General features: G+C 71.1%; 12 protein-coding genes and 2 pseudogenes. 7 read left to right on the plus strand and 7 right to left on the minus strand.

Features of this window, described 5'->3' with window-relative positions; translation table 11 throughout:
* The coding region (locus MKK58_RS13880; protein WP_243912610.1) for a LysM peptidoglycan-binding domain-containing protein at window positions 1–1,673 on the minus strand (1,673 nt) is incomplete at its 3' end.
* A 217-nt stretch (window positions 1,674–1,890) separates the two neighbouring features.
* Between MKK58_RS13880 and MKK58_RS13885 the strand changes: the two genes are divergently transcribed.
* Window positions 1,891–2,493 (plus strand): TIGR00730 family Rossman fold protein, encoded by a 603-nt coding sequence (locus MKK58_RS13885; protein WP_243912611.1) that lies wholly within the window; start codon window positions 1,891–1,893, stop codon window positions 2,491–2,493.
* Window positions 2,494–2,516: 23 nt separating this feature from the next.
* Here MKK58_RS13885 and MKK58_RS13890 read toward each other — a convergent pair whose 3' ends face one another.
* The gene (locus MKK58_RS13890) at window positions 2,517–3,470 is read right to left on the minus strand and encodes a TAXI family TRAP transporter solute-binding subunit (protein WP_243912612.1); all 954 of its coding nucleotides are present in this window, start codon (window positions 3,468–3,470) and stop codon (window positions 2,517–2,519) included.
* 144 nt (window positions 3,471–3,614) lie between these two features.
* Here MKK58_RS13890 and MKK58_RS13895 point away from each other — a divergent pair, with 144 nt between their 5' ends.
* Together MKK58_RS13895 and MKK58_RS27150 are read left to right on the plus strand one after the other, a co-directional pair.
* Window positions 3,615–3,902 (plus strand): MTH1187 family thiamine-binding protein, encoded by a 288-nt coding sequence (locus MKK58_RS13895; protein ID WP_243912613.1) that lies wholly within the window; start codon window positions 3,615–3,617, stop codon window positions 3,900–3,902.
* Window positions 3,903–4,077: 175 nt separating this feature from the next.
* Window positions 4,078–4,226 (plus strand): annotated as a pseudogene (locus MKK58_RS27150) (IS5/IS1182 family transposase); the annotation flags it as partial.
* An 80-nt stretch (window positions 4,227–4,306) separates the two neighbouring features.
* On the opposite strand, the gene MKK58_RS13905 reads toward MKK58_RS27150, so the two are convergent.
* Both MKK58_RS13905 and MKK58_RS13910 read right to left on the minus strand, forming a co-directional pair.
* The gene (locus MKK58_RS13905; protein WP_243912614.1) at window positions 4,307–4,687 is read right to left on the minus strand and encodes a hypothetical protein; all 381 of its coding nucleotides are present in this window, start codon (window positions 4,685–4,687) and stop codon (window positions 4,307–4,309) included.
* A 418-nt stretch (window positions 4,688–5,105) separates the two neighbouring features.
* Window positions 5,106–5,475 (minus strand): annotated as a pseudogene (locus MKK58_RS13910) (FCD domain-containing protein); the annotation flags it as partial.
* Between the two features lie 428 nt (window positions 5,476–5,903).
* On the opposite strand from MKK58_RS13910, the gene MKK58_RS13915 reads away from it, so the two are divergent.
* Entirely contained in the window at window positions 5,904–6,143 is a 240-nt protein-coding gene (locus tag MKK58_RS13915; RefSeq protein ID WP_243912615.1) for a DUF6894 family protein, read from the plus strand.
* 112 nt (window positions 6,144–6,255) lie between these two features.
* On the opposite strand, the gene map is transcribed toward MKK58_RS13915, so the two are convergent.
* Both map and cysS read right to left on the minus strand, forming a co-directional pair.
* Window positions 6,256–7,008 carry a type I methionyl aminopeptidase gene (gene map, locus MKK58_RS13920; RefSeq protein WP_243912616.1) on the minus strand — a complete coding sequence of 251 codons (753 nt, stop codon included), beginning with the start codon at window positions 7,006–7,008 and terminating at the stop codon, window positions 6,256–6,258.
* A 31-nt stretch (window positions 7,009–7,039) separates the two neighbouring features.
* Window positions 7,040–8,419 carry a cysteine--tRNA ligase gene (gene cysS / locus MKK58_RS13925; protein ID WP_243912617.1) on the minus strand — a complete coding sequence of 460 codons (1,380 nt, stop codon included), beginning with the start codon at window positions 8,417–8,419 and terminating at the stop codon, window positions 7,040–7,042.
* 313 nt (window positions 8,420–8,732) lie between these two features.
* On the opposite strand from cysS, the gene MKK58_RS13930 reads away from it, so the two are divergent.
* On the plus strand, window positions 8,733–9,086 hold the full coding sequence (locus tag MKK58_RS13930; protein ID WP_243912618.1) for a hypothetical protein: 354 nt from the start codon (window positions 8,733–8,735) through the stop codon (window positions 9,084–9,086).
* A gap of 65 nt (window positions 9,087–9,151) precedes the next feature.
* Here the strand turns inward: MKK58_RS13930 and MKK58_RS13935 are convergent, their stop codons facing one another.
* Entirely contained in the window at window positions 9,152–9,670 is a 519-nt protein-coding gene (locus tag MKK58_RS13935) for a CreA family protein (RefSeq protein WP_409565246.1), read from the minus strand.
* A 161-nt stretch (window positions 9,671–9,831) separates the two neighbouring features.
* On the opposite strand from MKK58_RS13935, the gene MKK58_RS13940 reads away from it, so the two are divergent.
* Together MKK58_RS13940 and MKK58_RS26855 are read left to right on the plus strand one after the other, a co-directional pair.
* Window positions 9,832–10,845, plus strand: a complete 1,014-nt coding sequence (locus tag MKK58_RS13940) for a DUF2865 domain-containing protein (protein WP_243912619.1) — start codon at window positions 9,832–9,834, stop codon at window positions 10,843–10,845.
* Between the two features lie 233 nt (window positions 10,846–11,078).
* Entirely contained in the window at window positions 11,079–11,225 is a 147-nt protein-coding gene (locus MKK58_RS26855; RefSeq protein ID WP_279578375.1) for a hypothetical protein, read from the plus strand.
* Window positions 11,226–11,444 lie beyond the last annotated feature (219 nt).

Below are 11,444 nucleotides of genomic sequence, written 5' to 3' on the forward strand. Positions count from 1 at the left end.
ATCTGGCCCGGATAGATCAGGTCCGGGTTGCGGATCTGGGGCTGGTTGGCGTCGAAGATCACCGTGTAGCGGGTGCCCTTGCCGTAGATGCGCCGGCTGATCTGCCAGAGGCTGTCGCCCCGGACGATCCGCGCGGTGCCGATCTCCGGCACGAAGACCGTCGGGGTTCCGCCGGACGGGCCCGCCTCGGGCGCCGGCCGCGCCGCCGTGTCCGGCCCTCCGACGGCGACGGGCCCCCCGGCAGGCGGTGGCGCCTGGTTCGGCGACACAGCCTGATTGGGCGGCACCGCCGGGTTCGGCGGCACCGCCGGGTTCGGCGGCGCCATCGCCGCGAGGGCGCCGGGCGCTGCGGCCGGTGGAGCGGGGGGCTCCGTCCGCGCGGCCCCGCCGGTCGTCGGGCGGGCCGGCGGGGCGGTCCGGCCCTCGGGCGCCTGCGCCTGAGCCTGACTCTGGGCCTGGGCCTGGGCCTGGGCCCGACCTTGAGTCTGGGCGGGTGCCGGGGCCGCGCCCGCCGATGCGTCCGGCCGCGCGACGCTGGCCGGCACCGTGAAGGCGACCTCGGAGCGGGTCTTCACCGTGCCGGTGACGGGATCGACCTGGTCGACCCGGATCCGGTAATCGCCCGGGCGCACGCCCCGCCCGATGGTGAAGCTGACGCGGCCGTCGGCGCCCGCGCTGCCGGGGGCCACCAGGGTGTCGTTGAGGTAGAGCCGCACCGTGGCGCCGGGCCGGGCCTGGCTCGTCACGTAGAGCCGGCCGCCCTCTTCCGCCTCGACGCTGACGATCTTGATCGGCGCGGCCTTGTCCGCCTCGGGCTTCGCGCCGGCCGCCCCGGGCACGTTCGTTGCGAGCCGGTCGGCATCGGGCGTCGTGCCGGCGGTGTTGCCCGGCGCTTTGCCCGGTATCTGGCCTGATGTCTTGCCCGTCCCGGCCATGCCGGCGCCCGGTTTCTCGCCCCCGGGCTTCGCCGTCGCGGCCTGCCGGGTCCCAGCTTGCGCGGGTGGGGCGGCCACGGGATCGGGCTGCGAGAGCACGATGGTGGGCTTGTCGGGGGAGGTCAGGGCGATGAGGGGCTTGGCGGTGCGGTTCGCGGCGACCACCACCGACACGCTGTCGCGCGAGACGCGCGCCCGGCCGTCGGCCCCGGTCACCCGCAGGGTGATCTCACTGTTGCCGGGGGGCAGGGCGGGCGGCACGATGGCGAATTGTCCGGACGGGTCGACCAGCGCACGGGCAATCGGCCCGTTGTCGCGCAACAGCTCGACGGTGGTGTTGGGCGGCGCCCGGCCCGCGATCACGGCCTCGCCGCTGGGCTCGATCCGGATGATGTCGAAGCTCGGCGCCTCGCCCTGCGGCGGAGCCGGGCCTTGATCCGCCCCCGGCTGCCCCTCCAGGGCCGCCCGGGGCTTTCCCGGCTGGGGCGTGCCTCCCTCCCCGGCGGGGGCAGGCGCGGGAATCGGGGCGGGAACGGGAGACGGCGCGGCCGACCCGGGCCCGGTGGTCCCGTCGCCGGGCGGCGCGGCCAGGGGAACGGCCTCCCCCTCGGATGCGCCGCGTCCGGCGAGACCCTGCTTGAACATCGTGCCCGCGCCGTAGAGGGTGACCACGAGGGCGAAGCCCGCCAGAAGCCCCACGCAGGCGAGAAAGATGCTCCGTCGCAACTCCGCCCTCATGACACTCCACTCCTTCGTCCACCGGCGCGGCGGCCGAATTCCGCCGTGCGGGGATCAGGCCCGTCGACAAACCGGCGATTGATGGCGACATATTAACGAACATGACCGGAACACCAAATCGAGCCCGCCGCCCCAAGGCCGGATCTCCCGTAAAATCAGCACTTTGGCGCGTGGACAGCACGCGCGCCCTGGTCGCTTCCCGCAGGGGAGGTCCGTCATGGCGCCGTTGAGGACCGTCTGCGTCTATTGCGGCTCGGGCTTCGGCGGCGACCCGGCCTTCACGGCGGCGGCCGTGACCCTCGGCAAGGCCCTGGCGGAGGCCGGGATCGGCCTCGTCTACGGCGGCGGCAATGTCGGGCTGATGGGCACCGTGGCCCGCGCGGTCATCGAGAACGGCGGCCACGTCACCGGCATCATCCCCGACTTCCTGAAATCGCGCGAGCGCATGCTCGACGAGATCCAGGAGACGATCGTCGTGGAGGACATGCACACCCGCAAGCGGCTGATGTTCGAGCGCTCCGACGCCTTCGTGGCCCTGCCGGGCGGCATCGGCACCCTGGAGGAGCTGGTGGAGCAACTCACCTGGGCGCAGCTCGGCCAGCACAACAAGCCGATCCTGCTGCTCTCGGTGGCGGATTTCTGGACGCCCCTGCTGACGCTCCTCGACCACATGCGCGCGCAGGGGTTCATCCGCCCGGGGCTCGACCTGAGCTACCTCGTGACCGCCGAGGCGTCGGACGTGGTCGGCCTCCTGCGCGATGCCGCCGGGGCCACCGAGCCGGCGCCCGCCGCCGAGGCCCTGGTGGCCGAGCGCTTCTGACGCAAGCACTTGAGGCAAGCGCCTCACCGCAGGGCGCCGGTCTCCCGGAGATAGGCGGCGCTCTCGGGGTGGAGCCACGCCGCCGGCACCGCCGAGGCGAGGTTGCGCGGGGCGGCATCCCCGCCCGCCGGATAGGCGCGCGCCAGGGCCGCGTTGCCCCGGTCCATCGCCCGCACGAGGCGCGCGACCGCGCCGGCCTCGACGCCGGCCCGCGCCAGCACGAAGCTCCACGAGCCCACCGTCTCCACCGGCGTCTCCTGTCCCCGGAGGGCGCCGGCCGGCACGCGCACCCGCCGGAGCGACGGGTGCAGCGCCAGGATGGGCTCGATCGCCTCGGGCGCCGGCCCGAAGAAGCGCGCGCCCCCGGGCGCGTCGGCGAGGACATGGAAGCCCGGCCAGCCGGTGCCCGCGCCCCAGAGGGCGTCGGCCCGCCCGTCCAGCACCATGGCGGCCCCGTCGCCCGCACGGTCGAGCAGGATCGGGGTGATCGCGTGGTCGGGGTCGATCCCCGACCCGCGCAGGACGCTGCGGCCCATCACCGTGAGGCCGGAGGCGTGGGTGCCGAGGGCGACGCGCCGGCCGCGCAGATCCGCGACGGCGTGGATCGGGCTGTCGGCCCGCACTACGAAGAGGCCAGGCGAGGCGCTCACCGGCGCGACGACGCTGAGGCCCGTCTCGGAGCCCTTTTCCACACCCAGGGCATCGTAGGCGTATTCCCCCTGCACCAGGGCGAGGTCGACGCTGCCGGCCCGCAGCAGCGCGAGGTTCTCCTGCGAGCCCTTGCTCGGCCTCAAGGTGAGCATCAGCCCGGGATCGGTCTCCCGCATCGCCTCGGCCAGGGCCTCCCCGAAGGCCGGGAACGAGCCGCCCGGCGTCGCCGTGGCCAGGACGAGCCGCGTCGTCCGGCCGTCCTGCGCCCGGACCCGGATGGGAAGTGCCGCCAGCGCGGCGCCGAGGACGAGGGTGCGCCTGCGCATGGGCCGGCTCCGTGAGGTCTGGTCGCGCACGCGTCCGGTGCGGGCCGCGATGGTTGCGGCGCGCGGGGCGATTTGGCAACCGCCCGCGGTTGACAGGCGGCCGGACCTGCCGCCTCTGGCGGGGGAACCGAAGGGAGCAGCGTCATGAAGGTCGTCGCGGATCTGTGCATCGTTCCGATGGGCGTCGGCCCCTCGGTCTCGCCCTACGTGCGGGAGATCAAGGCGATCCTCGATGCGAGCCCGCTGAACGCCGAGATGCACGCCAACGGGACCAACATCGAGGGCGAGCTGAGCGAGATCTGCGCCCTGGTGGAGGCCTGCGAGGCCCGCTTGAGCGAGCTCGGCGTCCAGCGCGTCTTCTTCACGATGGCCTTCTCGTCGCGCCGCGACAAGGATCAGGCCATGGCCGACAAGCTGAAGGCCGTGCTGTAGGGTGGACATGCAACCAGCCTGACCGTTCTTGGGACTGGTTGCGACCCAACTCTGCAAAGGCCCGCTTCCCGGCGACTTGATGGATTATGGTCTACGATCGGGATGGGTGAATAGTTGCCCGTTCGCTCCGGGATGGATTGATTGCGTGGCGAACGTAGAAGTCCGCTCGTTGATACGAAGCTGGATCGTCGCGCTTTTTTTTGCCTGGACCAGCCGCAACAGGCGACTCTGGAAGGATCTCGAGGCGACACTCGTTCCGCTTGAGCCTTCCCCTATACCGCCTCCGTGCTCATCTCCGTCATGCGGTTGGCGCGTTCGTCATGAGTTCCGGGGCGGACTCTCAGCAACAACCAGCCGCTAAGACCGTCAACAGTCGAGCTGCAGCGATGAATGATGATCTTGTTTTAATCGTTAGTCAGATTGTAGAAGTAACGTCCTATACCTACCGAGGCATTGGTCATCCCGATAATAAAGCTCACATATCCTCCTCCACTAACATTTTTAAGCTCATCTAAATTAAGCTCGCTGTCAGATGGAATTTGTTTTGCGGCCTCGGTTGCGCAGTCGACCGAAAGCGCGGCATTGTGGTTGTCTTTCAACAGTTCGTCCGCCATCGAAGCCTCCATAGGACTGGTCGAGTTCTCAAATGTAAAACAGAATCGAACAAGTTCATAGACACCAATTATCGGCGCGCGCAGGTGCTTTTGTGCACATTCCTCTGCAAGCAGTCCAACTGGCCAATCACCGAGGCAGATGCGGGGGAGGAATGCGGATGCGAAGCTCATTCGACCTCTCTTGAACAAACATCTTCGTCCGAGGATCAGTTCGAGCGCCACCGCTAATCAATCTACCCATCTCATCTCGGGCTTGCACCGGATGCTGACGAGGGTACATCCCGTTGCAAGCTGTAGGACATCACTCAGAGGTATCCTCCTGTGAGAGCATCGCATCGATGCTTCCGCCGACAACGTCGTGCCGCAGACGGAAGCGTCCGCTTCGAGGCGGAAGGCCAGGGTCCGGTCGCCACCCTGAACAACCCTTCGCACCGTCAAGCTGATCGGGTTCGAACCCTGGAGCGCTGTCCGGCGACGTGGCCGCAGGTTCGCCGAAAGACAGCGCGTCGGGAAAAGGGTCCAGAGATGTGACCCGATCCGACGGGGTCGGGCTCGTCTCGGCGGGCCGACGCTTCGCTGGCGCGGGCCGTCACCCGTGGTGGAGGATGTCGAGCCGCAGGGCGCCGGCGGCGTTCAGCATGTGGGCCCGCATGCGCCCGGCGGCGGCGTCCCCGTCGCTCTCGGTGATCGCCGCGAGGATCTCGCCGAGCTCGTCGTGCGAGCGGTGGATGCGCGCATCGTGGCGCAGCCGCGTGCGCCGGAAGGCGGAGAGCCGCGTGCGGATCGCCAGCGCCTGCTCGGCGAGGACGCCGTTCTGCGTGCTCCGGTAGAGGGTCTCGTGGAACGCCCGGTTGAATCAGTCATCGGCGTCGTAGTCGCCGTCCCGGGCCGCCGGGGGCCGCGCGCCGGTGCAGGTCCATCAGGGCGCTGAGTTCGAGCGGCCGGATGCGGTGGGTGGCCTCCAGGTGCGCCTGCCCGTCGCCGGGGCCGCCGTGCCCGCGCGCATTCGACGAGGTCGGCACACACGGCGCGCCGCAGGGCGAGGCTGCGCTCGTGGCGCCGGAGCAGCAGTGCGGCGGCAGCGATGTCCTGCCCCCGCCCGGCCGCCTCGCTCAGAATCGTCGCCTTGCGCATCGACGCGGGCTTCGGCCAGGGCCACGGCGCCGCTCATGCGGATCACCGCGTCCGACCAGGCGATGTCCATCGAAGTCGCCCCCGATCCTGGCTCTCGGTCCGGAATCGCACCCCCATCGGGCCTGACGGTGCGACAAACGCGAAAGCGCGTGCGTGGGCAAATTCGTCTACACGCAAAGCGTCGCGGCCGCGTTCTCGGCATTCCGCGCTTGAGAGACGGTTGTGCTCCCGCCCTCGACGTGTGGAGAGCCCTTTGCCGCGCTATTACTTCGACATTCACGACGGCGCCGACATCCAGCGCGACGTTCAGGGCCTCGAATGCGCCAGCGTGGCCGCCGCGACCGTGGAAGCCAAGCGGGTGCTGCCGGCCATCGCCGCCGACGAAGTCCCCCGCGACGGGGACCATCGCAACTACACCGTCGTCGTCCGGGACGCGGCGGGCGCGCCCCTCTACACGGCGTGCCTGTCCTTCGTCGGGACCTGGCTGAACTGACGGTCCGGTCCCCGGGAGGCGCCGACCGGATTGCCACGGGCCGGCGGCTCCCGGGGCTTGTTTTGCCGTGCATTTTCGCGACGAACCGGTTCCCGCTTCGTCGGAATGCGCCCTAGGCCCGCGGCATGGTGAGGACCACCGGGCCGTTGCGCGTGGCGATCACGGTGTGCTCGTACTGCACCGTGAGGGCCCGGGGCCGGCTGTAGAGGGTCCAGGGATCGTCGCCGTCCTCGGCGAAGTCGGCCCCCAGGGACAGGAAGGGCTCGACGGTGAAGACCAGCCCCTCCGTCATGATCCGGCGCTCGGAGGCGTCGGGCCAGGTCGCGATGGCGGTCGGCTCCTCGTGCAGCGACAGGCCGACCCCGTGGCTGGCGAGGTTGCGCACCAGCGTGTAGCCGTTCTTGCGCGCGAAGCTGCCCACCGCCTGCCCGATGCCCGCGAGCGGCCGGCCGGTGCCGACCGCGCGCAGGCCCGCCCAGAGGGCCCGGCGCCCGTCCTTGCAGAGCCGCTCGACCGCCCGCGTCACCGGCGGCATCGCGAAGGAGGCGCCCGTGTCGGAGAAGTAGCCGTCCTTCTCGGCGGAGACGTCGATGTTGACGAGGTCGCCCGGGCCGATCCGGCGCTCCCCCGGGATGCCGTGCGCGATCTCCTCGTTGACACTGATGCAGGTCGCGCCGGGAAAGCCGTAGGCCAGCTCCGGGGCCGGCCGGGCGCCGGCGGATTCCAGGAAGGCACGGCCGATCCCGTCGAGCTCCCGCGTGGTCATGCCGGGCTCGATGGCGCGGCCCATCGCCTCCAGCGTGTCGGCGACGATGCGCCCGATCCGCGTCAGCCCCGCCACGTCCTCCTCGCTCGACGCCGTCATGGGGTCTCCTCGCTCCAGGCCGCGACGCGTCTCAGGGCACCACGCTCCAGGTCGTGCCCGCCTTGCCGTCCTTGACGGCGATGCCCATCGCCAGGAGCTCGTCGCGGACCCGGTCGGAGGCGGCCCAGTCCTTGGCGGCGCGGGCCGCGCGGCGGGCCTCGATCAGGGCTTCCACGCGGGCGATGTCGATGCCGGCCGCCTGGATCGAGCCCTGCTCGCGGGCCGACTTGGTCTGCGTGAGCAGCCCGAGGAGGTTCGCGCCGGCCTTGAGCGCGGCCGGATCGTCGAGACGGTGGAGTTCGGCCAGCGCCGCGGCCGTGTTGAGGTCGTCGAGCAGCGGCTCCAGCACGGTCTCGGGGAGTGTCGGCGCGGGGGGCGTGTCGCCCACGAGCCCGTACCAGCGCTCGATCATCCGGGCGGCCTCCTCGAGGCCGCGCAGGGTCCAGTCGATGGGCTGGCGGTAATGGGTCTTGAGCATGGCGAGACGCGCGACCTCGCCCGGCCAGTCCTTGAGCACGTCCCGGATCGTGATGAAGTTGCCGAGCGACTTCGACATCTTCTCCCCCTCCACCTGGAGGAAGCCGTTGTGCAGCCAGACATTGGCCATCACGTCCGTCCCGAAGCAGCAGCGCGACTGCGCCACCTCGTTCTCGTGGTGGGGAAAGACGAGGTCGATGCCGCCGGCATGGATGTCGAAGCGCTCGCCGAGATGCTTCCAGGACATCGCCGAGCACTCGATGTGCCAGCCCGGGCGCCCCGGCTCGGCGATGCCGCAGGGGGAGGGCCAGGCGGGCTCGTCGGGCTTGGAGGGCTTCCAGAGCACGAAGTCGAGGGGCGAGCGCTTGTAGGGCGCGACCTCGACGCGGGCGCCGGCCTCCATCTCGTCCAGCGGCCGCTTCGAGAGGGCGCCGTAATCGGGCATCGAGGGGACGTCGAACAGCACGTGTCCTTGCGCCACGTAGGCGTGGCCCGCCCGCACCAGCCCGTCGATGATCGCGTGCATCTCGCCGATATGATCGGTGGCGCGGGGCTCGACGAAGCGCGGGCGCTCGCCCGCCACGTTCACGTCCTCGGGCATCAGCACGCCGAGTTCGCGGATGTCGGCGTGGAAGGCTGCCAGCGTTCCGTCGGTGAGTTCGCGGATCGTGATCCCGCGCTCGGCCGCGCGCGCGTTGATCTTGTCGTCCACGTCGGTGACGTTGCGCGCGTAGGTGACGTGGGCATCGCCGTAGAGGTGGCGCAGCAGGCGGAAGAGCAGATCGAAGACGATGATCGGCCGGGCGTTGCCGATATGGGCCGCGTCGTAGACCGTCGGGCCGCAGGCATACATCCGCACATGGCTCGGATCGATCGGCGCGAAGGCGGCCTTCTCGCGGGTCAGCGTGTTGTAGAGCCGCAACATCGAGGCCATCAAACTTCCCTCAACCGACGCGGGCCTCCGCCTGCCCGCGCGTTCCTGGATCACCGCAGCGCCTTGGTTTCGCGCGGCTTTCGCGGCGGCGCACCCAACCGTCCGCCACATCGCCGCCGCGTTCCGCCCCGCACCCTGTTGCGCGGAGGCGACGGCCCGGCGGTGGTTCCTGGGCTACTCCAAAACCATGAGCAATTCGAGAACGACGCCGGACCGGCTTTCCTCGAAAACGGTCCTCGGGCGAAAGGGTTTGTTAACCCGACCCTCCGAGATTTTCGCCACCCATGCCCCCGTCATCAGCAAGGTTCTGCCCATGCGCCGCGCGGCCGCCACTTTCGGCGCTCTCCTCGCTCTCGCCCTGACCGCCCAGGTTTCCCTTGCCCCGGCCTTCGCGGCCGGCGACGGCGAGAGCCCCGCCAGGGCGCCCGCCGCGATCGAGAAGACGTTCCTCATCCCCTCGAGCGAGGGCTACGGCGTCGGCGACTGCCTCACCAACGGCGAGAGCGCCTGCGGCCAGGTGGTGGCCAATGCCTGGTGCGAGGCGCAGGGATTCGCCTCGGCCGGCTCCTTCGGCGTCGCCGCCCAGGACGAGTATACCGGCGCGATTCCCGCGCCCCCGGTGGTCAAACCCGCCGAGCGCCCGATCCGGATCACCTGCCAGGATTGACCGGTCCCGAGCCGCCCAAGGGACGGCCCGGATCCCAGGCGATCATTTTTCCATGCCCCGCATGGCTACTTCTCCATGAACGCGTCGCATTTCGGCGGCGGCTCGGTGCCCCAGGGCATCAGGGGGACGGCCGAGGTAGAGTTCTTGGGCGAGCCCTGGATCACCTTGTCCGAATAGACCATGTAGATCAGCGTGTTGCGCTTCGCGTCGCAGCCGCGCACGATCTGCATGGACTTGAAGATCAGCGAGCGGCGCTCGCTGAATACCACTTCGCCCTGCTTGAACTTGCCCTTGAACTGCACGGGGCCGACCTGGCGGCAGGCCAGCGAGATGTCGGAGACGTCCTCGGCGAGGCCGAGGGTCCCCTTGATGCCGCCCTTCTCCGGCTGCGTGTACCAGCAGGCGACCCCCGCCACGGACGGGTCGTCGATGCCGTAGACCACGAGCTTGTCGTTGGGCGTCAACGGGCGCCAGACCGTCGACTTGTCGAAGATGCGGTCCGCATCGTCCGCCCGCGCCGCCGGTGCGGCGAGCCCCATTCCCAGTGCCAGCGCGCCGGCTGTGAGACCCCGAAGCCACATCATCGTATCATTCCCCTCCGTTTGTCCCGGGCGCATGTGGGAAGGGTGTCGCCACCGCGCGAGGGCCGCTAATAAACTTGTGTTGACCCGCTTCGCCGCCCCGCTCCCGGTCCGCCGCGCGGCGCGCCCCGTCCGTCCCCGTCCCCACCCCGCGCAATCAGGTCATGCCGCTGATTCCCGTTCCGATCCGCACGCTCGTCCGGGTGCTTGCCGGCTCCCTCGCCGGCCCCCTCGCCGCGCTGGCGATGCTGGGCGCCGCCGAGGCGCAGACCTCCGCCTGCCTGCGCTACCGCTCCGAGCTCGCCGGCCTCAGCGACGGCGCCAGCACGGCGCGGGCCCTGCAGAACGAGATCGGGCGCCTCAACGCCTATTACCGCACCCTGAACTGCGAGGGCGGGCGGTTCCTGTTCTTCGATTCGCGGCCCCCGCAATGCGGTGCCGTGGAGCAGCGCATCCGCGCCCTCAACGCGGGCTACGGGGCCGAGAACGGCGAGGTCACGGCCGCGCGCCGCCGGCAGCTCACGGAGGCGATCGCCGCCGCCTGCACCGATCCGGCGAGCCGCAGCGTCATCCAGGCCGCGGACGGCACCCCCGGCGAGAGGCGGGCGCGGGGCGGCGCGCAGGTGATCTGCGTGCGCAGCTGCGACGGCGCCTACTTCCCGATGACGAACCTGCCCGATGGCCGCGAGGGCGCCGACGAGCTCTGCCAGGCCCTCTGCCCGGGCACCGAGGCCGCGGCCTATTCCATGCCCTTCGGCGACGAGGCCCTGAAGCACGCCGCCACCCTGAAGGGCAGCCGCGCCTACACGGCCCTGCCGAACGCCTTCAAGTTCCGCACGAGCTTCACCCCGAACTGCTCCTGCAAGCGTGAGGGCCAGACCTGGGCGCAGTCGCTGGTCAAGGCCGAGAGCATGCTGGTCCGGCACAAGGGCGACATCTTCGTGACGCCGATGCAGGCCGAGGCCCTGTCGCGTCCGCCCAAGGTGCGCCTCACCCTGGTGGGCCGCGCGGACAAGACCGCCGCCGGAATCGCCGCCGACGCGGCCTCGCGCAGCGGAGCCATCACCTCGGACGCGGTCCCCGCGCCGGAGTCGGCCGCCGGCCCGGAGGAGCGCCAGCCCGTGCGGATCATCGCGCCGAACCTGTTCTCGACGGCACCCCGCCAGGGTACGCCCTGACGCGGGCGCCGGAGACGAAACGGCGGAAACGGGAACCATTGGGCCCGCATTCTGTTCCGAAGGCCTCATCAACGACCGTGAGTGACCTTCGATGCGGAGCATCCGCCTTCTCCTCCTGACCGGCACGATCCTGCCCGGCCTCGTCCTGTCCGGCCCCGCCTCGGCCCGTCCGGATGCAGAGACGGGGGGCACGATCGTGCTGGCGCAGGGGGGACCGGGCGAGGGCCCGCGCGGTGGCGAAGGGCCTCGCGGGGGCGGTGAAGGCCCGCGTGGCGGCGGTGGTGGCCGCGAGCGTCCCGAGCCCCGCCAGGAGCGCCCCGAGCCCCGCCAGGAGCGCCCCGAGCCCCGCCCGGAACGCCCCGAGCCCCGCCATGAGGTGACGGAACCCCCGCAGCAACGCCCAGCCGCACGGCAGGAACGGCCGGCACCCCGCGAGGAACGACCCTCGCACAGCGCACAACCCCCGCCACCACGCCAGCGACCGCCGCACCCACCGCCAGGAGCGCCCCGACCGTCGCGAGCGCCCCGGCCGCGCCCCGGGCCCGCCCCGGCGCGCGCCCGCCGCCGAGACCCCGGCCGCCCCCCCGCCCGCCCCCGCC

The organism is Methylobacterium sp. J-078, from assembly GCF_022829285.1.
GTDB lineage: Bacteria > Pseudomonadota > Alphaproteobacteria > Rhizobiales > Beijerinckiaceae > Methylobacterium.

Excerpts from the sequence above, each read along its gene's own strand:
- MKK58_RS13930 (WP_243912618.1), top strand. The coding sequence starts at position 8,733 with ATGCGCCGCGCGGCCGCCACTTTCGGCGCTCTCCTCGCTCTCGCCCTG.
- cysS (WP_243912617.1), bottom strand. The coding sequence starts at position 8,419 with ATGGCCTCGATGTTGCGGCTCTACAACACGCTGACCCGCGAGAAGGCC.
- MKK58_RS13885 (WP_243912611.1), top strand. The coding sequence starts at position 1,891 with ATGGCGCCGTTGAGGACCGTCTGCGTCTATTGCGGCTCGGGCTTCGGC.
- MKK58_RS13940 (WP_243912619.1), top strand. The coding sequence starts at position 9,832 with ATGCCGCTGATTCCCGTTCCGATCCGCACGCTCGTCCGGGTGCTTGCC.
- MKK58_RS13895 (WP_243912613.1), top strand. The coding sequence starts at position 3,615 with ATGAAGGTCGTCGCGGATCTGTGCATCGTTCCGATGGGCGTCGGCCCC.
- MKK58_RS13890 (WP_243912612.1), bottom strand. The coding sequence starts at position 3,470 with ATGCGCAGGCGCACCCTCGTCCTCGGCGCCGCGCTGGCGGCACTTCCC.
- map (WP_243912616.1), bottom strand. The coding sequence starts at position 7,008 with ATGACGGCGTCGAGCGAGGAGGACGTGGCGGGGCTGACGCGGATCGGG.
- MKK58_RS13905 (WP_243912614.1), bottom strand. The coding sequence starts at position 4,687 with ATGAGCTTCGCATCCGCATTCCTCCCCCGCATCTGCCTCGGTGATTGG.
- MKK58_RS13935 (WP_409565246.1), bottom strand. The coding sequence starts at position 9,670 with ATGATGTGGCTTCGGGGTCTCACAGCCGGCGCGCTGGCACTGGGAATG.